14 protein-coding genes are annotated in these 18,778 nt (G+C 73.3%); 2 read left to right on the top strand and 12 right to left on the bottom strand.

Translation table 11 applies throughout. The annotated features are described in order from the left end of the window. Positions 1-5 precede the first annotated feature (5 nt). Positions 6-560, top strand: a complete 555-nt coding sequence (locus tag CLV70_RS05180; protein WP_106125207.1) for a CBS domain-containing protein — start codon at positions 6-8, stop codon at positions 558-560. 96 nt (positions 561-656) lie between these two features. Further along, on the top strand, positions 657-3,041 hold the full coding sequence (locus CLV70_RS05175) for a glycoside hydrolase family 65 protein (RefSeq protein ID WP_106125206.1): 2,385 nt from the start codon (positions 657-659) through the stop codon (positions 3,039-3,041). A 79-nt stretch (positions 3,042-3,120) separates the two neighbouring features. Here CLV70_RS05175 and CLV70_RS05170 read toward each other — a convergent pair whose 3' ends face one another. The 12 genes from CLV70_RS05170 to CLV70_RS05115 form a co-directional block, all read right to left on the bottom strand. Further along, positions 3,121-4,092 (bottom strand): ABC transporter substrate-binding protein, encoded by a 972-nt coding sequence (locus CLV70_RS05170; RefSeq protein ID WP_106125205.1) that lies wholly within the window; start codon positions 4,090-4,092, stop codon positions 3,121-3,123. Further along, positions 4,089-4,694, bottom strand: coding sequence for a GTP-binding protein (locus tag CLV70_RS05165; RefSeq protein WP_106125204.1), 606 nt, complete (start codon positions 4,692-4,694; stop codon positions 4,089-4,091). The genes CLV70_RS05170 and CLV70_RS05165 overlap by 4 nt, the downstream gene beginning before the upstream one ends. Next, on the bottom strand, positions 4,678-5,049 hold the full coding sequence (locus CLV70_RS05160; protein WP_106125203.1) for a DUF742 domain-containing protein: 372 nt from the start codon (positions 5,047-5,049) through the stop codon (positions 4,678-4,680). Before CLV70_RS05160 ends, CLV70_RS05165 begins: the two co-directional genes overlap by 17 nt. Then, positions 5,046-5,471 carry a roadblock/LC7 domain-containing protein gene (locus CLV70_RS05155; RefSeq protein WP_106125202.1) on the bottom strand — a complete coding sequence of 142 codons (426 nt, stop codon included), beginning with the start codon at positions 5,469-5,471 and terminating at the stop codon, positions 5,046-5,048. The genes CLV70_RS05160 and CLV70_RS05155 overlap by 4 nt, the downstream gene beginning before the upstream one ends. A gap of 45 nt (positions 5,472-5,516) precedes the next feature. Next, positions 5,517-7,874, bottom strand: a complete 2,358-nt coding sequence (locus CLV70_RS05150; protein ID WP_245908035.1) for a sensor histidine kinase — start codon at positions 7,872-7,874, stop codon at positions 5,517-5,519. Positions 7,875-8,174: 300 nt separating this feature from the next. Then, positions 8,175-9,296 (bottom strand): aromatic ring-hydroxylating oxygenase subunit alpha, encoded by a 1,122-nt coding sequence (locus CLV70_RS05145; RefSeq protein WP_106125200.1) that lies wholly within the window; start codon positions 9,294-9,296, stop codon positions 8,175-8,177. A 4-nt stretch (positions 9,297-9,300) separates the two neighbouring features. Continuing rightward, positions 9,301-10,464 carry an N-methyl-L-tryptophan oxidase gene (solA, locus tag CLV70_RS05140; protein WP_106125199.1) on the bottom strand — a complete coding sequence of 388 codons (1,164 nt, stop codon included), beginning with the start codon at positions 10,462-10,464 and terminating at the stop codon, positions 9,301-9,303. A 22-nt stretch (positions 10,465-10,486) separates the two neighbouring features. Next, the gene (locus tag CLV70_RS05135) at positions 10,487-12,922 is read right to left on the bottom strand and encodes a GcvT family protein (RefSeq protein ID WP_106125198.1); all 2,436 of its coding nucleotides are present in this window, start codon (positions 12,920-12,922) and stop codon (positions 10,487-10,489) included. An 82-nt stretch (positions 12,923-13,004) separates the two neighbouring features. Continuing rightward, a complete protein-coding gene (locus tag CLV70_RS05130) occupies positions 13,005-13,976 on the bottom strand; it encodes an ABC transporter substrate-binding protein (RefSeq protein WP_106125197.1) in 972 nt (323 codons plus the stop codon). Positions 13,977-14,041: 65 nt separating this feature from the next. Then, positions 14,042-16,015, bottom strand: a complete 1,974-nt coding sequence (locus tag CLV70_RS05125) for an ABC transporter permease (protein ID WP_211303635.1) — start codon at positions 16,013-16,015, stop codon at positions 14,042-14,044. Further along, on the bottom strand, positions 16,012-17,067 hold the full coding sequence (locus CLV70_RS05120) for a quaternary amine ABC transporter ATP-binding protein (protein WP_211303634.1): 1,056 nt from the start codon (positions 17,065-17,067) through the stop codon (positions 16,012-16,014). The genes CLV70_RS05125 and CLV70_RS05120 overlap by 4 nt, the downstream gene beginning before the upstream one ends. 40 nt (positions 17,068-17,107) lie before the next feature. Then, positions 17,108-18,655, bottom strand: coding sequence for a GMC family oxidoreductase (locus CLV70_RS05115; protein WP_106125195.1), 1,548 nt, complete (start codon positions 18,653-18,655; stop codon positions 17,108-17,110). Between the last annotated feature and the right edge of the window lie 123 nt (positions 18,656-18,778).

Below are 18,778 nucleotides of genomic sequence, written 5' to 3'. Positions count from 1 at the left end.
AAGTCATGCGGCAGGGAAAGGTCCGGGACGTGATGACCGGCGAGGTGCTCACCATCGCCGGGGACGCCACGCCCACCGAGGTGGTCACCCTGATGACGGCGTACGACGTGAGCGCCCTGGCCGTCGTGGACGAGTTCGACGTGGTGCTCGGCGTGGTGACGCGCACGGACGTGCTCAGGGCGCTGCGCCACCGCCCGGCGGCCCCGGGCCTCACCTGGCGCCGGACCACGGCCCGCCGGATGATGAGCGCGCCCGCGCTGACCGTCGCCCCCGGAGCCACCCCGGCCGAGGCCGCGGCGGCCATGACCGGGGCGGGGGTGAAACGGCTGCTGGTGGTCGACCACCGGCGGCGGATGCTGGGGATCGTCGCCGCCACGGACCTGCTCAAGGTCTTCGCCCGCGAGAACGTCACCGCCGGCGCGCCCGCCCCGGAGGCCGCCACGCCCGCCGCCGAGCCCACCCCGGCACCGTCCGGGCCGCGACGGCCCTCCCTCGACGCCTGGTGGATCGGGCGGCGGCACCGCCGTACGGACACCACCGGAGTGCGGTCCGCAGGGTGACGACGTCACCGGCCGCGGTCCGGCTTCCGCGCGCGCTCCGTTTGGTGCAAGCGGCACCGCGGGTACGGGTGACGGATGGCGCACGACGGAGGTCACATGCGTACCGAAGGAATCGGGATCGGCGACGCCGTCTTCCCGGTCGAGCCGTGGCAGATCCGCGAGCCCGCGCTGGACCCGGACCGGCTCGGGCAGAGCGAGTCGGTGCTGGCCCTGGCGAACGGGCACATCGGGCTGCGCGGCAACCTCGACGAGGGCGAGCCGCACGTGATCCCCGGCACCTACCTCAACTCGTACTACGAGCAGCGGCCGCTGCCGTATCCGGAGGGCGGGTACGGCTATCCCGAGCAGGGCCAGACCGTCGTCAACGTCACCGACGGCAAGCTGATCCGGCTGATGGTCGACGACGAGCCGTTCCACGTGGCGCACGGCACCCTGCGCGCCCACGAGCGGGTCCTGGACCTGCGGGCCGGGGTGCTGCGGCGCAGCGTCGACTGGGAGTCGCCGGCCGGGCGGCGGGTGCGGATCCGCAGCTCCCGGCTGGTGTCGTTCACCCACCGGACGGTGGCCGCGGTCGACTACGAGGTCGAGGCGGTCGGCCACGAGGTGCGGATCACCGTGCAGTCCGGGCTGGTGGCCAACGAGAAGCAGCCGCAGGCGTCCTCCGACCCCCGGGTCGCCGCCGCGCTGGACCGTCCGCTGGTGGCGGTGTCGCGCGACACCGAGCAGCACGGCGCGGTCCTGCTGCACCGCACCCGCGCCAGCGGCCTGCTGATGGCCGCCGGGATGGACCACGCGATCGAGGCGCCCGGCGACTACGACGAGGAGACCGACGTGCGCGGCGACTGGGCCCGCACGACGGTGGTCACCGTCCTGCGGCCCGGCGAGCGCCTGCGGGTCACCAAGTTCCTCGGGTACGCCTGGAGCTCCTCGCGCTCGCCCCAGGCGCTGCGCGACCAGGCGGCCGGCGCCCTGACCGGCGCCCGCTACGCCGGCTGGGACGGCCTGGCCGCCGCCCAACGGGAGTACCTCGACGACTTCTGGGACGCCGCCGACGTCGAGATCGACGGCGATCCGGTGCTCCAGCAGTCGGTCCGGTTCGGGCTGTTCCACGTGCTGCAGGCCGGCGCCCGTGCCGAGCGGCGGGCCATCGGCGCCAAGGGCCTGACCGGGCCCGGGTACGACGGCCACGCGTTCTGGGACACCGAGGGTTTCGTGCTGCCGCTGCTGACGTACGTCGCCCCGCACGCGGCGGCCGACGTGCTGCGCTGGCGGCACAGCATCCTCGACCAGGCCCGGCAGCGGGCGAGGACGCTCGGGCTCGAGGGCGCGGCGTTCCCGTGGCGCACGATCCACGGCGAGGAGTGCTCGGCGTACTGGCCGGCCGGGACGGCGGCGCTGCACCTGAACGCGGTGATCGCCCGGGCGGTGGAGCGCTACCGGGAGGTGACCGGCGACGACGCCCTGGAGGGCGACTGCGGCCTGGAGATCCTCGTCGAGACGGCCCGGCTGTGGGTCTCCCACGGTCACCACGACGCGACCGGGGTGTGGCACGTCGACGGCGTCACCGGCCCGGACGAGTACAGCGCGGTCGCCGACGACAACGTCTTCACGAACCTGATGGCGGCCCGCAACCTGCGCGCCGCCGCCGACGCATGCACCCGCCGTCCCGAGGCCGCGGCCCGGCTCGGCGTGCGCCCGGACGAGCCGCGGGCGTGGCGGGCGGCGGCCGGGGCGGTGCACGTGCCCTACGACGAGCGCCTGGGCGTGCACGAGCAGTCCGCCGGCTTCACCCGCTACGCACCCTGGGACTTCGCGGGCGAGCATCCCGGCGAGCCGCTGATGCTGCACGCCCCGTACTTCCAGCTCTACCGGCGGCAGGTCATCAAGCAGGCCGACCTGGTCCTGGCGATGCACTGGTGCCCGGAGGAGTTCACCCCCGAGCAGGCGGCGCGCAACGTCGACTACTACGAGCGGATCACCGTACGGGACTCCTCGCTGTCCGCCTGCACCCAGTCGGTGCTGTGCGCCGAGGTCGGGCACCTGGAACTCGCCCACGACTACGCCTCCGAGGCCGCCCTCGTGGACCTGCGCGACCTGCACGCCAACACCCGCGACGGGCTGCACCTGGCGTCGCTGGCCGGGGCGTGGTCGGCGGTGGTCGAGGGCTTCGGCGGCCTGCGCGAGCGCGGCAGCGTGCTCACGCTGGCTCCCCGGCTGCCCGGTGGCATCACCGGGCTGCGGTTCCGGCTGCGGCACAGCGGCGTGCGGCTGCTGGTCGAGGCCGACCACGAGACGGTACGCGTGACCCTGCGCGACGGCACCGACGCCCGGCTCCCGGTCGTGCTCTACGGCGAGGAGGCCGAGGTGACCGCGGACGCCCCGGTCGAGCGTCCGGTCGTGCCCCTCGAACCGCTGCTGCCGCCGCCCGTCCAGCCCCCGGGGTACGCCCCGCAGCGCGCCGCACCACCGGCAGCCTCCTGACCGGCCGCTTGTTGCCCCCGCCGCCGTCCGACGGCCCGGCACCCGCCTCGCCGGCGAGAGCCGAGCCGGCGGCGGGGCCTCAGCGGACGGGCAGCCAGGCCCGCCAGGTCTCCTGGTGGGCGTCCAGCCAGCGCTTGGCGGCCTGGTCCCGGGACAGCTTGTTCACCGTGATGTCGCGCGCCACCCTGTTCTGGTCCTCGGTCGTCCACTGGAAGTTCTTGATCAGGTCGGCGGCCGGGCTGCCCGAGTCGGCGAACTGCTTGCGAGCGATCTTGTCGAGGTCGTACGGCTGGTAGTCGCACGCGACCGTCTTCGGATCGGCGTCGCAGCCCGGCTTGTACAGCGGCAGCGGCACGTGGACGAGCTTGATCTCCGACAACAGCCACTGCGGCGAGTAGAAGTAGCCGATGAGCGGTTCACGCTTGCTCTGCGCCTTGCGGAACGCGGCGATGAGCTTGTCCTCGCTGCCGGCGTACACCACGGTGAAGTCGAGCTTGAGGTTCTTGATCAGGGCGGCGTCGTTGGTGACGAACGACGGGTCGCCGCCGAGGAACTGGCCCTTGTCGCCGGAGGCGGAGGTGCGGAAGGTGTCCGCGAAGTCGTTGAGGTTCTTCCACTTGAGGATCTCGGGGTGCTCCTGCGCCATCCACGGCGGCACGTACCAGCCGATGACGCCCTTGTTGCCGGTCAGGCCGAGCTCGACGGCGACCTTCTTGTCGTCGATGTAGGTCTTCTTGAGGTCGTCGTGTCCCCAGTTCTCCAGGATGACGTCCACCTCGCCGGTCGCCAGGCCGGCCCAGGACTGGTCCTCGGTCAGGTCCTTCTCCACCGGGGTGCAGCCGAGTTCGTGCTTGAGCAGGTAGCTGACGACGGCCACGTTGGCCTCGTACCCGACCCAGGGGTTGACCGCGATGGACACCGGGCCGCACGGGGTGCGCGCGGCGCCGGGCGGCGGGGTGATCGGATGGTCGGAGCCGCAGGCGGCGACCGCCGCCAGGGTGACGGCGGACAGGGCCGCCAGCAGCCGCCGGGTGCCACGGGTGGGGCTCATCGCGCGGTCACCGCCCGCTGCTGCCGGGAGAGGCGCTTCACCAGGACGACTTCGGTCAGGGCGACGAGCACGTCCTTCACGGACTCCCGGTCGCGGGCGTCGCACTCGACGATCGGCACCGCAGGGCCCACGCCGAGGGCGTCACGGACCTCCTCGAGGTCGAAGCGCCGGGCGTGGTCGAAGGCGTTCACGCCGATCAGGAAGGGGATGTCCTTCTCCTCGAAGTAGTCGAGGGCCGGGAAGCAGTCCTCGATGCGCCGGGTGTCGAGCAGCACGATCGCGCCGAGGGCGCCGTCGACGAGGTCGTCCCAGAGGAACGAGAAGCGGTCCTGGCCCGGGGTGCCGAACAGGTAGAGCAGCAGCGCGTCGTCCAGCGTGATCCGGCCGAAGTCGAGGGCGACCGTGGTGGTGGTCTTGCCGGAGACCGCCGAGGTGTCGTCGACGCCGATCGACCGTTCCGTCATCTCGGCCTCGGTGACCAGCGGCTCGATCTCGGAGATGGCCCCGACGAAGGTGGTCTTGCCCACGCCGAAACCGCCGCTGATGACGATCTTGACGGCCACCGGCGCCAGGTGCTCCGGCTCACTAGAGGGCCCGTACACGGTCTCTGATCCTCTCGATCAAGGCGATGGGCAGCTCCTCGAGCTGCTCCTCGATCGCCAGGTACCTCTCCGCGACCAGGTCCGCGACGATGACCCGCACCACGCCCAGCGGCACCCGCAACGCCACCGACAGGTCGGCGATCGACATCGGGGCCTGGCAGAGCTCGACGATGTGGCGGGCCTCGAACCGCAGCGGCGCCGACAGCGCGGCCGGGGCGGCCCGCAGCAGCGTCTCGATGCGCAGCCCGTCGTGCAGCGGGCGGGTCCGCCCGCCGGTCAGCATGAACGGCCGGACCACCAGATCGTCGCCCTGGTCGGCGTACGGGGCGCCGCCGGCGTACGGGTAGTTGCTCATCGCGGGAGGTACCGGCGGGACTCGGAGATGAGCGCCGGGGTGAGCAGGTCGCCGAAGCGCTCGGCGAGCATCGACATCTCGTAGCCGATCAGGCCCACGTCGCTGTGGCCGTCGGCGACGACCCCGAGGCAGCTGCCGCCCGAGATGACCGAGACGAGCAGGAAGCCCCGGCGCATCTCGATCATGATGAGCTTGAGACCGTCGAAGTCGTAGCGGCGCGAGGCGCTGCGGGCGACGCTCGACAGGCTCGACACGATGGCCGCCAGCTGGTCGGCCTCCGCCCGGTTCAGGCCGTCCGACCCGGCGATGAGCAGCCCGTCGGAGGACACCGCCACGGCATCGCGGACGCCGTCGGTCTGGTGGACGAAGTTGCCCAGCAGCCAGTTGAACTGGTAGCGGTCTGCTGACGTCTCAACACTCATGCGGCACTTCTTTCGACATCGTCACCGGCGTACGGGGAAAGCCGTTCAAGAGCGATCGGAATGTTCTGTGCTGCCGCGCTGCATGCCGCTGCGGAAGGCGGTCAGGCGGCTGCGCACCTCGTCCGGGGAGTCGCCGACGGGCGCCGGGCGGTCGGCGCCGCGGGGCCGGGCGGGCTGCGGCGCCCCCGACGGCTTGCGGGCCTTCGGGCTGCGCTTGCGCAGGCCGTTCGGGGTACGCGCGCCGTCGTCGCCCGTCGGCAGCCAGGGCTCCTCGCCTCCTCCCCCGCCGCCGGCCGGGGCCACCGGGTCGAACCGTGGCGCCGGTGCGGGCTCGGCGCTCGCCGTGGGCTCGTAGCGGGCCGGGGCGGGCGCGCCGGGAACCGTGACGTACTCGATGGACTGCGCCAGTATCCGCCGGTCCGGGGTGGCCGACGGCGGTTCCTGGCCGGGTTCCAGGGTGAGCACCTGGGTGGTCTCCACGTCGGCGGCCGGGCCGAGGGCGCGCCGGCTGTCGGCGAACGGCGCGGCCGGCGCCCGGCTCGGCGCGGCCGGGGCGGGGGCGCCGACCGCCGTGGCGTCCGGCGCCAGCACCGCGGCGGGCAGCACGATGCGGGCCGTCACGCCGGTCACCGGCGAGGGCGCCAGCTGGACGTCGATGCCCATCTCGATCGCCAGCCGGCCGACCACGTAGTGGCCGAGGAAGCGGGTCGGCGCGGTGATGAAGTCACCCTCGCCGCGCAGGCGCTGGTTGGCGATCTCCATGTCGGCGCGGCTCATGCCGATGCCCTGGTCGGTGATCGCGATCAGGTAGCTGTCGTTGAGGAAGCGGCCCTGGATCTCCACGTCGGCGTCCGGCGGGGAGAAGGTCAGCCCGTTCTCGACCAGCTCGGCGAGCATGTGGGCGACGCCGCTGACCACCGCACCGATGACGAACGCGTCGTCGACCCGCCGCAGGGTCACCCGGCGGTATTCCTCCACCTCGGACACGGCGGCACGGATCACGTCGGCGATCGGTGACGGCTGCGCCCACTGCCGCGGGCTCGCCGCGCCCACGAGCACCAGCAGGCTCTCCGCGTTGCGGCGCATGCGGGTGGCCAGGTGGTCGAGCTCGAAGAGGTTCGCCAGGCCGGTCGGGTCGGACTCCTCGCGCTCGAGGCTGGTGATGAAGCCGAGCTGGCGGCGCAGCAGGTTCTGGTTGCGCCGGCCCAGGTTCGCCAGCGACTCGGTGGTGCTGTGCCGCAGCATCGCCTGCTCGGTGGCGAGGCCGTACGCGGTGGCCTGCACCCGCTCCAGCGCGTCGGCCATGAGCCGCACCTCGTCGCTGGCGCCGGCGGGCACGCGCACCGGCGGCGGCGGATCGTCGTCGGCGCCGGCGGTGGCCTTGCGCACGGCCTCGGGCAGCCGCTCGCCCGCGAGCCGGTTGGCCTCCGCGGCGAGCGTGGCCAGCGGCCTGGCGATCGACCGGGAGGCGACGGTGGCGAGGTAGACCGAGCCGGCGAAGCAGAGCAGGACCGCGCCGATGAGCGCGCCCATCCGGGTGGTCGCCTGGTCCTGCAACGTCTGCGCGCGGGCCTGGATGACCGAGCCCACGTGCTGCTGCAGCCGCAGCATGTCGTCGAGCACGGTGGTCAGCGCGGACCACCAGGCCTGCGGGTTGACCTGAAGGTTGCGCCCGTCGCCGGCCTTGAGCGCGAGCTGCTCGAAGTACGCGGCGACGCGGGCCGCGCCGGTGTCCAGGACGTAGTCCCGGGCGGTGCGCTGGGTGGCGGTGGCGTTTTGCCCGTACGCCGTCAGGGCCGCGTCCTTGGTCGCCTTCATGGTGACGAACTGGAGGTACTCGGCGCCGCGGAAGCCGCCGGCCGAGAAGACGCCGTTGAGGAACGCCCGCTCCTGCGCGGTGCTCTCCTTGACGTCGCCGAGCGCCTCCAGGGTGGCCACCCCGCGGCGCAGCGCCGGGTCCGCGGAGCTGTCGAGCCGGTAGTCGAGGTTGCTCAGCGCGGCGATGCGCCCGGTGTAGAAGTCGAAGGTCGGCGCGCGCCCGGCGCCGCCCGCGTCGGTGCCGGCCCGCACCCCGGCCAGGCCGTCGAGGCCGCGGACGGCCGAGGCGACCCGCTCCTGCACGTCGCCGCCGGAGGAGACGAGCCGCTCCACGGCGGCGCGCTGGTCGTCGACCCGCTTGCGGGCGGGCCCGAGCTCGGCCTTGAAGCCCACGTTGCCGCCGAGCAGGCCGGCGGTGAGGCCACGTTCCGTCTGCAGCTCCTGCACGAGGTCCTGGACCGCGAGCACGAGGTCGACCGCCCGCGCCGACTGGGCCGCGGTGCGGTAGTCGTCGACCTGGATGACGGTGATGACGCCGAGCAGCAGCAGGACCGCGGCCACCGGGAGCGTCAGGGTGCGGATCACCCGGCGGCGGATGGGACCTCCGCCGCGCCCCGCGGGCTTCACGGGGTCCGGCGCGGCGGGCACCCCGTCGGACCCTGCCGTCGAAGTGTCGTTGCCGCCCGCCTCGGACACGCGATCCTTCTCCCTCCGTCGAGCTGCATTCCCTCGCCGCATCGCGGGGGCTACACCGTGGTCCACTGTGATCGGACAAGCGCCCACAGTGCACGGTCAACTGAGCTGGACCAGATTCGCGGTAGGAGATTACGAATGCGTTACGATACGGCCGCGGATTGGGAACGGACGTTTGGCTTGCATTAAGCGTCAATTGCCGAGCATGTGCCGAATCCAGGCGTGAAAGTCGGCTATGTGATGCTCACTGGGGACCAGAACACCGCCCGCCGCGTACCCCCTCGAGGCCATCGCGGGCTGGCACGCCTCGCACGCGTCGAAGTCCTGCCGGTTGACCCGGTCGAACAACTCCACCGACCGCGACAGGTCCGCGCCGGCCTCGACCACCTCGGCGGGGAAGAGCCAGTCGCACTCGACGACCGTGCGGTCCGCGGCCCTCGGGAACATGCGGTGGACGATCACGTGGTCGGGCACGAGGTTCACGAAGACCTGCGGCCGGACGGTGACGGCGAAGTACCGCCGGTCCTGCTCCGCCGAGACGCCGCCGATCCGGTCGAGGCCGGGGCCGCCGTCCACGGTGAAGCCGGCCACGCCGGGCCCGAACTCGGCCCCGTGCCCGACGTAGTACTGCGCGGCGTACCCGCCGGCGAACTCGGGCAGCACGTGCACCAGCTCCGGGTGGATGGTGGCGCAGTGGTAGCACTCCATGAAGTTCTCGATGATGAGCTTCCAGTTCGCCCGTACGTCGTAGCGGATCCGGCGGCCGACGACGAGGCGGTCGATGCCGTACCGGTCGATCGCCGCGGCGTCGCCGAGGCGCCGCACGCACGCGCCGATGACGTCGGCCTCGAACGACGGCGGCTCGTCGGCGAGGCAGACCCACACGTAGCCCAGCCATTCCCGGACGGTCAGCGGGCGCAGCCCGAACCGCTCGCGGTCGACGTCCGGCATCTTCACCAGGTTCGGCGCCGCGACCAGCCGCCCGTCCAGGTCGTAGGACCAGGCGTGGTACGAGCACCGGAACGTGCGCCGCACACTGCCGGCCTCCTCGCCGCACAGGGTGGCCCCGCGGTGCGAGCAGAGGTTGAGGAAGGCCCGCGCCCCGCCGTCGCGCCCCCGGGTCACCAGGACGCTCTCGCGGCCGATCGGCACGGTACGGAAGTCGCCCGGCGAGCCGATGTCCGCGCCCCGCACCGCGCAGAACCACATCGCCTCGAAGACGCGTTCCTGCTCGGCCGCGAAGACCGCGGGATCGGTGTAGTAGCGGCCCGGCAGCGTCGGCAGCAGGCTCGGCGGCAGCTCCGTGGCGGTCACGACGTCAACCCTGTCCGGACGCGGGCGCCGCGGGGGCGAGGCGGCTCGGATCGAACAACCCGATCGGATGCCGGGTGCTGCCCGCCGTGGCGAGGTCGGCGAGGATCTCCCCGACCACCGTGGCGAACTTGAACCCGTGCCCGGAGAACCCGCACGCCACCGTCACCGACCCGTGGCCGGGGTGCCCGGCAATGACGAAGTGCTCGTCGGCGGTGTTGGTGTACATGCACGTCTTCGCCTGCAGGAAGCGGCCCGCGAGATCGGGCAGGCGCGGTGCGGTCTGCGCGGCCATCCGCCGGACCTCGTGGTCGTGCACGGTCCGGTCGATGGTGGCCGGGTCGCACGGCTCGCCGCCGCGGAAGAACGCCACCTTGGCGCCGCCGTCGTCCCCGTCGATCGCCGGGAAGCCGTAGATCTGCGTGCCCTCCGCGTCCTCCCAGATGTAGATCGGGTGCCGGTCGGGAGTGAAGGGCGCGACGCCGCCGGCCGGCGCGAACCAGTACTGCACCTGACGCTCGACGACGAACGGCACGCCCAGGTCGGCCAGCAGCTCCGGGGCCCAGGCGCCCGGGCAGATCACCAGGTGGCCGGCGGTGTGGGTGCCCTTCGCCGTGGTGACCCTGACCCCGCCGGGCGTCGGCTCCCAGCGCAGCACCGGCTCCTCGTAGCGCAGGTCGGCGCCGTGCCGCGCGGCGAGCTCGAGGTGGGCGGTCACGGACTGCTCCGGGCGTACGAAACCGGCCTTGGCCTCGAAGAGCGCGACCTCGTCCGGGGCCGGGGTCAGGGTCGGGAAGCGCCGGTGCAGCTCCGCCGCGTCCAGCATCTCGTGGTCGAGGCCCCACTGCACGGCGCTGCGCCGGCTGCCGTCGACCGTGCGGCTCTCCGGCAGTCCCACCATCACGCCGCCGGTCAGGGTGATCACGTCCCGGCCGGAGTCGCGGGCCAGCCCCTCCCAGAGCTCGTACGCCCGCAGCAGCAACGGCACGTAGCTCGGGTCCTCGAAGTAGGACTGCCGGATGATCCGGGAGCCGCCGTGGCTCGAGCCGAGGTCATGGGCCGGCCCGAACCGTTCCAGGCCCAGCACCCGGTGCCCCCGGGCGGCGAGGTGGCAGGCGGCGGCACTGCCCATGCCGCCCAGCCCCACCACGATGACGTCATGTGCCGGCACGTCGCCTCCTCCCGCGCCCCGGCTACCGCCGGAGACGCTCGTGCTTCGGATCGAACAGCGGATCGGTGGTCACGGTGGCCGGCAGCCTCCGGCCGAGATATCCGATCTCCACGGCGGTTCCCGGTACGGCCAGCGCCGGCGGCAGCCACGCGTACGCGATCGGTGCGCCGACCGTGTAGCCGTACGCGGCGCTGGTCACGTAGCCGGCGGGCGCTCCTCCGGCGTACACCGGTTCCCGGCCGAGCGGCACGCAGTCGCCCGCCCGCCCGTCCAGCAGCAGGCAGGTGAGCAACCGCCGGGCGGTGGCCGCCGACCGGCCCTCGATCGCGGCGCGGCCGGTGAAGTCGCCCGCGTCGAGCCGGACCGCGAAGCCCAGCCCGGCCTCGTACGGGTCGTCCTCGGCCGTCATGTCCGTGCCCCAGGCCCGGTAGCCCTTCTCGAGGCGCAGGCTGGTGAAGGCGCCCCGGCCCGCGGCGACGATCCCGAGCGGGGCCCCGGCCTCCCACAGCGTGTCCCACAGCCGCAGGCCGTGCTCGGCGCTGGTGTAGACCTCCCAGCCGAGCTCCCCCACGTAGGACAGCCGGAGCATGGTGACGGGCACGTCCCCCAGATGCGCGCGCCGGGCCCGGAAGTAGCCGAACGCCCGGTGCGAGACGTCGATGTCGGCGAGCGGCGCGATCAGGTCGCGGGCCCGGGGCCCCCACACGCCCAGCCCGCCGGTGCCGCCGGTCACCTCGCGCAGCGACACCGAGCCGTCGCCCGGCAGGTGCCGCCGCAGCCACTCGAGGTCGAGCGGGCCGTTGACGCCGACCTGGAACAGCTCCTCGTCCAGCCGCGCGACGGTGATGTCGCTGCGGATGCCGCCCGCATCGTCCAGCAGCAGCGCGTAGACCACCGTGCCCACCGGCCGGTCGACGTCGTTGCTCGCCAGCCTTTGCAGGTACGCCGCCGCGCCGGGGCCGGCGACCTCCAGCCGGCTCAGCGACGTCATGTCGTACAGGGCGACGCCCTCCCGGGTCGCGCGGGCCTCCGCCGCCACGACGGGCGACCAGTTCCGGGCCGACCACGGTTCGCGGGTCAGGCCGTGCGCGGGTACGGGCAGGCCGGCGTTGGCCTCGTACCACAGCGGCCGCTCCCAGCCGTTCGCCTCGGTCCACACCGCCCCCAGCGCCGTCTGGCGGGCGTGCCACGGGCTGACCCGCAACGCCCGCGGCGGGCCCGGCGGGTCGAGCGGGTGCACGATGTCGTACACCTCCACGAAGCTGCGGATCGCGCGCTGCCGGACGAAGGCCGGCGTGAGCTGCCCGGCGTCGAAGCGGTTCAGGTCGCACTCGTGCAGGTCCAGGCCGGGGCGGCCGTCGACGAGCCAGTCGGCCACGGCGCGGGCCGCACCGGCCGAGTGGGTGACCCAGACGGCCTCGGCCGTCCAGAAGCCGCGGAGCTCGCGCGACTCGCCCAGCAGCGGGAAGCCGTCCGGCGTGAACGAGAAGACGCCGTTGAAGCCCTCGGCGACGTCCGTGCCGCGCAGCGCCGGCAGCAGCTCCTGCGCCGCGGTCCAGGACTCGGCGAAGTCGTCCGGGGTGAAGGCGAGGACCGACGGGTTCGCGCCGGGGGCCAGGCGGGCGAGGTCGACGGGGAGCGGGCGGTGCGCGTACGAGCCGACGCCGAGCCCGTCGCCGTGCTCCCGGAAGTACAGGTCGCGGTCCTGGTGGCGCAGGATGGGCGCGCTCGCGTCGCCGGTGCGCCCGGCGAGCGCGGGGAGGGACGCCGTGCGCGCGTACTGGTGGGCCATCGGCAGCAGCGGCACGGTGACGCCGGCGAGGGCGCCGACGGCCGGCCCCCAGAAGCCGGCGCAGCTGATGACGACGTCGGCCGGGTAGCTCTCCCCCTCGGTGCGGACCGCGGTGACCGCCCCGCCCGCGCTGTCGATGCCGACGACCCGCCGGCCGCCGAGGAACCGGGCACCGCGCGCCGTCGCCGCGCGGGCCTGCGCCTCGGCGGCGGGCAGCGCCCGGGCGAGGCCGTCGCCGGGCAGGTACAGGCCGCCGTGCAGCAGGTCCGGGTCGAGCAGGGGGTGCAGGGCCGCGCACTCGCCGGGATCGAGCAGCCGGGCCTCGAGCCCCCACGAGGTCGCCAGGCCGTGCCGGCGGTGCAGCTCCCGCAGGCGCTCCGGCCCGGTGGCGAGCTCGAGCCCGCCCACGGCGTCGAAGCACCCCATCCGGGTGTACTTGTCCACCGTGTACCGCGCCAGGTGGGCCATGGTGCGCGAGACGTTGGTCCGGAAGACGAGGCCGGGCGCGTGCGAGGTGGAGCCCCCGGTGGCGAACAGGGGCCCCTGCTCGAGGACCGTGACGTCGTGCCATCCGCGCTCGGTGAGCTCGTCGGCGAGGGCACACCCGACGATGCCGGCGCCGATGACGACGACTCGTGGTGGGTGGACCCGGGGATGGTGGACCATGGCCGACCCCCTCCGCTGGTGTCTCTATTAACGCAACTCTCTGCGTCATACGCAACACCCTCAGCGACGGTCGGCCGGTGGATCAGCTCCCGGCGGGGATCCAGGGCTTCCAGGTGGCCTCGTGCTCCTTGACCCACTTCTCGGCCGCCTTCTCGGCGGTCATCCCCTGGTTGGTGATGTAGTCCGAGACCAGGTTCTGGTCCTCGTTGGTCCACTGGAAGTTCTTCACCAGCTGGTACGCCGCACCGCCGGTATCGGCGAACTTCTTGCTGGCGATCTTGTCCAGGGTGTAGTCCGGGTAGTCGCAGGCCACCTTCTTCGGGTCCGCGTCGCAACCGGCGGTGTACGCGGGCAGCTTCACCCGGGCGTACTTCTCCTTGGCGAACAGCCACTGCGGTTCGTAGAAGTAGAACAGCAGCGGCTTCTTCTGCGCGGTCGCCTGCTGGGCCGCCTTGATCAGGGCCGCCTCGCTGCCCGAGTACACGACCTTGTAGTTGAGCCTGAGGTTCTGCACCAGCGCGGCGTCGTTGGTGACGAAGGACGGGTCGCCGTCGAGCAGCTGTCCCTTGCCACCGGACTCCGAGGTCTTGAACAGGTTCGCGTACTTGTTGAGGTTCTTGCCGTCGGTGATGTCCGGGTACTGCTCGGCCATCCACTGCGGGACGTACCAGCCGATGACGCCCTTGTTACCGGTCGGGCCGACCTCGACGGCGACCTTCTTCTCCTGGATGTAGGTCTTCTTCAGGTCGTCGTGACCCCAGTTCTCCAGCACCACGTCCACCTCGCCGGTCTCGAAGCCCTGCCAGGAGATCTCCTCCTTGAGGTTCTTCTTGTCGACGGTGTAGCCGAGCTCCTTCTCCAGCAGGTACGCGACCACCGCGGCGTTGGCCTCGTAGCCGACCCACGGGTTGATCGCGATCTTCACCGTGCCCTTCGAGCCGCCCGCGGCCGCCTTGTCCGTACCGGCGTCGGACTTGGCACCGCCGCATCCCGCCAGGGCCAGGCTCAGGACCGCGGCCACCGCGGTGAGCCGGCCTGTCGTCGCTCTTCTCATCGATGAAACTTCCTTCCGAGGGTTCGCCGCCGGGCGGCGGCGGTGTGGGGAAATGGGGATACGTCTCAGCCGGCCGCGCGCCGCAGTTCGGTGCCGCGGCGGCCGGCGCCCTGGGTGAGCCGGTCCATCAGCACGCCGAGCAGCACGATGGCGAACCCGGCGGCGAGGCCGCGGCCGAAGTCCTCGCGCTGGGCGAAGCCGGCCACCACGTCGTAGCCGAGGGCCCCGGCGCCGACCAGGCCACCTACGACGACCATCGCGAGCACCATGACGATGCCCTGGTTGGCGGCGAGCAGCAGGCCGCCCCGCGCCATCGGCAGCTGCACCTTCCAGAGGAGCTGGGCCGGGGTGGATCCCGCCGACACGGCGGCCTCCACCGCCCCGGCGGGCACGTCGCGGACGCCGCGCTCGACCAGCCGGACCACGGGGGGCACGGCGTAGATGACGGCGGCGGCGATCGCGGTGAACCGGCTGGCACCGAACAGCGCCACCGCCGGCAGCAGGTAGACGAACGAGGGCATGGTCTGTGCCGCGTCCAGCAGCGGCCGGAGCGCCGCGGCGAAGCGGTCGTGGCGGGCACAGTAGACGCCGAGCAGCACGCCGACGACCATCGTCGCCACCGTCGCCACCAGCACCGACGCCAGGGTCTGCATGGCGTTCTGCCACAGCCCGAGGCCGGCCACCCCGCTCGCGGCGAGCCCGGCCACCACCGCCGGCCGCCAGCCGCTGGTCAGGGCGCCGACGGCCACCACCGCGGCGGCGAACCACCACCACGGCGTCGTGGTCAGCACCGTCTGCACCGGATCCAGCAGGGCGGCGGTGACGACGTTCTTGACCGCCTCGGTCGCGTCGTAGAGGTGCAGCTCGACCCAGGCCGTCGCGGTGTTGACCGGCGCGGCGAAGGAGAACCGCCAGCTCTGCGGGAACTCGGCGCCCCAGGGCAGCAGCCGGCCCAGCACGGTCACCGTCGCCGCCACCGCGGCGGCGGCCAGCCCCGCGATCAGGCGCCGGCGCGGGGAGTCGTGGCGGGTCGGCGCCGCCCGGCGGGCGGCGCCGGTGGTGATCCGGTCGAGGACCACCGCCATCACCACGATCGCAAGCCCGGCGTCGAAGGCGGCGCCGACGTTGACCCGCTCCAGCGCCTGCACGATGTTCTGGCCCAGGCCCGGCGCGTCGATCAGGGCGGCGACCACCACCATGGACAGCGCCATCATGATCGCCTGGTTCACGCCGAGGACGATCGTCGGCCGGGCCAGCGGCAGGCGGACCCTGACCAGGGTCTGCCACCGGGTCGAACCCAGCGCGGTGGACGCCTCCACCGCGGTGCGCGACACCTCGGAGATGCCCAGGGCGGTGATCCGTACGACCGGCGGCAGCGCGTAGATCACCGTGGCGATCGTGGCGGCCGGCTCCCCGATCAGGAACAGCAGCGTCATCGGCGCCAGGTACGCGAACGTGGGCAGGATCTGCATGACGTCCAGCACCGGGCGCAGCAGCGCACCGACCGGCGCGACCCGCGCGGCCAGCACGCCCAGCGGTACGCCGATCAGCGCCGCCAGCAGCACCGCGGACAGCGTGAGCACCAGCGTGTCCACGCTCTCCTGCCACAGGCCCAGCACCCCGAAGGAGAGGAATCCGGCGGCGGCCAGCAGCGCCACCCGCCAGCCGGCGAGCACCGCGGCGACGGCGGCGGTCACCGCGACCAGGCCGGCCCAGCCGAGCCCGTACAGCGCGCCGTGCACCGCGCCGACCAGCAGCGACACGCCCAGCCGCAGGTAGTTGAAGCCGTACAGGAACAGCGGGCTGGTGTCCCGGTTCGCGTCCACCCAGTCGCGCAGATCGTCGAAGAACCGGAAGGCCGCCGCGTCGTCGCCGTCCACCCCGCCCGCGGTGCGGACGACGGCGTACCCGGCGAGGACGACGACGAGCACGCCGGCGGTGAGCACGGCGCGGCGCGGCAGCGCGCGGCGCGGGCGCCCGCCGCCGTCCGGCTCGGCCGTCCCCGCGGCGGCCGGGGCGTCCGTGACGACCGTGGTCACGCCGGCCCCCCGGCGCGGTTGCCGGCCAGCACGGGCAGGAGCTGGGCCACGTCGACCACCCCGGCCGGGGCGCCGCCGTCGGTGACGGGCACCGGCCGGCCGGCCCGCAGCACCCGCTCGACGGCGTCCCGGATCCTGGTCTGCGCGGGCAGGGCGGCGTCCGCGAGCTCCTCCCCGTCCGCCGCGGGCCGGGTGATCCACCGCAGGCTCAGCACGTCGGCCCGGGGCACGTCGCGGACGAAGTCGGCCACGTAGTCGTCCGCGGGCGCCCCGACCAGCTCCTCCGGCATGCCCACCTGCACCAGGACGCCGTCGCGCATCACCGCGATGCGGTCGCCCAGCGACAGCGCCTCGGCGAGGTCGTGGGTGATGAACACCAGCGTCTTGCCGACCTCGGCGTGCAGCCGGCGCACCTCGGCCTGCATGTCGCGGCGGATCAGCGGGTCGAGCGCGGAGAACGGCTCGTCGAAGAGCAGCACCGCGGGGTCCGTGGCCAGCGCCCGGGCCAGGCCCACGCGCTGCTGCATGCCGCCGGAGAGCTGGTCGGGGTAGTGGCGTTCGTGGCCGTCGAGACCGACCAGGCCGAGCATCCGGCGGGCCCGCTCGTGGCGCTCGGCCCGGCCCACCCCCTGGATCTCCAGCCCGTACGCGACGTTGTCGACGACCTGCCGGTGCGGCAGCAGCCCGAAGTGCTGGAACACCATGGCGACGCCGTGCCGGCGCAGCTCCCGAAGCCGCCGGGGGCTCATCGCGCCGACCGCCTCGCCGTCGATGCGGATCTCCCCGCTGGTCGGCTCGATCAGCCGGGTCAGGCACCGCACGAGCGTCGACTTGCCGCTGCCGGACAGCCCCATGACCACGAAGACCTCGCCGGGGCGCACGTCGAAGCTGACGTCGCGCACGGCGGCCACGCAGCCGGTGCGGGCGCGCAGCTCGGCCCGGGACAGGTCGGCCAGCGGGGTGCCGGGGACCCGGCCGCCGTGCGGCCCGAACACCTTCCAGAGCCGGTCGACGGCGATGGTGGGCGGGGGTGGTGCGCTCTCGGCCGTCATGAACATCCTCGCGATCGCGGGTCGGCGTGGGCGGTCCGGGTCAGCCGGCCGACAGCGACGCGCCGACCAGATCGGCCGCCCGCTCGCCGACCAGCAGCACGGCCACCATGGGGTTGACCGAGGTCATCGTCGGGAACACCGAGGCGTCCGCGATCCGTACGTTGCGGTAGCCGCGCAACCGCAACTCCGGGTCCACGACGGCGAGCGGATCGGCGTCGGCGCCCATCCTGCAGGTGCCCGCCGGGTGGTAGACCGTGTGATGCACCGCCCGGCCGTACGCGGACAGCTCCTCGTCGCTCTGCACCGCGGGCCCGGGCGCGATCTCGCGGGCGATCCAGGACCTGAACGGCTCGGTGGCGGCGACCTCGCGGGCGATCCGCAGCCCGTCCACGATCGTCTTCTCGTCGTAGCCGTCCGGGTCGGTGAAGTAGCCGAAGTCGAGGGCGGGCTTGGTGAGCGGGTCGGCGTCGGCGAGCCACAGCCGCCCGGTGCTGCGCGGGCGCGGCACGTTGGGCGTCATGCCGAAGCCGTACTCGGGCACGTCGTAGCCGAGCCGGGCGGTGTGCAGCGTGAACGGGATCTGGTAGAGGTGGAACATCAGGTCGGGCCGGGTCGCCTCCGGGTCGCGGCGCACGAACAGGCCCGCGTCGGAGTCCATCGCCGACTGCGGCGGGATCGGGCGGCTCGCCTCCCACAGGATCAGCGACTCGGGGTGGTCGAGCAGGTGCTCCCCCACCCCGGGCAGGTCCCGGGCGACCTCGATGCCGAGCTTGCGCAGGTCCGCGGCGGGCCCGATGCCGGAGAGCAGCAGGAGCCGGGGGGTGTCGATGGCGCCGGCGCTGAGCACGTACTCGGCGGTGGCCCGCAGCGTCACGTGCTCGCCGTCACCGGTGCGCACGCGCACCCCGGTGACCCGGTCCGCGCCGTCGGTGTCCAGGTGGTAGGCCCACGTCTCGGTGAGGACGGTCAGGTTCGGCCGGTCCAGGTACGGATGCAGGTACGCCACCGAGGCCGACGAGCGGATGCCCGTGCCGGGGTCGTAGCCGACCGGGAAGAACCCGGTGCCCTCGGCGAACGGCGCGGCGTTGTAGTCCTCGTGCACCGGCACGCCCAGCGCGGTGTGGCAGGCGGCGATGAAGTCGGCGGTGAGCGGATTGCGGTCCACCTCGGCGACCGGCTCGATGTGCACGGCGAGCCGGTGCCAGTACGGCAGCATCCGCTCGTAGGACCATCCGGTCGCGCCGGCCGCCTCCCAGTCGGCGAAGTCCTCCGGCGGCGGCAGGAAGCTGATCATCGTGTTGTGCGAGGAGCAGCCGCCGAGCACCCGGGCCCGCGAGTGCCGGATGTGCGAGTTGCCGCGCGGCTGCGGAACGGTCGGGTAGTCGTAGTCCAACTCGGACTCCAGCAGGTTGAGCCAGTTGCGCAGCTTCAGCACCCGCTCGTCGCCGACGTCCGACGGGCCACCCTCCACCAGGCAGACCCGCACCGCGGGATCGGCGGACAACCGGGATGCGACGACCGCGCCGGCCGTGCCACCACCGACGATCACCACGTCGTACTCGTGTGCTGCGGGGCTGTTCAGCGTCATGCTCCCTGTGACTGACCGGATAGGCGCCGGGCACAGAGCGTCCCGGGCTCGCCATAGGATTGTGGTGGAGCACCACAGTGGTCAATGCCGGCCGCAGAGTTTTACCAGAGCGCAATGCGCAGC

Origin of the sequence: Pseudosporangium ferrugineum (genome assembly GCF_003002065.1) — a bacterium.
In the GTDB taxonomy this organism is placed as follows: Bacteria; Actinomycetota; Actinomycetes; order Mycobacteriales; family Micromonosporaceae; genus Actinoplanes; species Actinoplanes ferrugineus_A.
This window is presented reverse-complemented; position numbering and strand designations above follow the sequence as displayed.

Bases quoted from the DNA above. Each gene is read 5' to 3' on its own strand.
- CLV70_RS05135 (WP_106125198.1), bottom strand. From the start codon at position 12,922: ATGGTCCACCATCCCCGGGTCCACCCACCACGAGTCGTCGTCATCGGC.
- CLV70_RS05170 (WP_106125205.1), bottom strand. From the start codon at position 4,092: ATGAGCCCCACCCGTGGCACCCGGCGGCTGCTGGCGGCCCTGTCCGCC.
- CLV70_RS05160 (WP_106125203.1), bottom strand. From the start codon at position 5,049: ATGAGCAACTACCCGTACGCCGGCGGCGCCCCGTACGCCGACCAGGGC.
- CLV70_RS05115 (WP_106125195.1), bottom strand. From the start codon at position 18,655: ATGACGCTGAACAGCCCCGCAGCACACGAGTACGACGTGGTGATCGTC.
- CLV70_RS05130 (WP_106125197.1), bottom strand. From the start codon at position 13,976: ATGAGAAGAGCGACGACAGGCCGGCTCACCGCGGTGGCCGCGGTCCTG.
- CLV70_RS05180 (WP_106125207.1), top strand. From the start codon at position 6: ATGCGGCAGGGAAAGGTCCGGGACGTGATGACCGGCGAGGTGCTCACC.
- CLV70_RS05155 (WP_106125202.1), bottom strand. From the start codon at position 5,471: ATGAGTGTTGAGACGTCAGCAGACCGCTACCAGTTCAACTGGCTGCTG.
- CLV70_RS05175 (WP_106125206.1), top strand. From the start codon at position 657: ATGCGTACCGAAGGAATCGGGATCGGCGACGCCGTCTTCCCGGTCGAG.
- CLV70_RS05120 (WP_211303634.1), bottom strand. From the start codon at position 17,067: ATGACGGCCGAGAGCGCACCACCCCCGCCCACCATCGCCGTCGACCGG.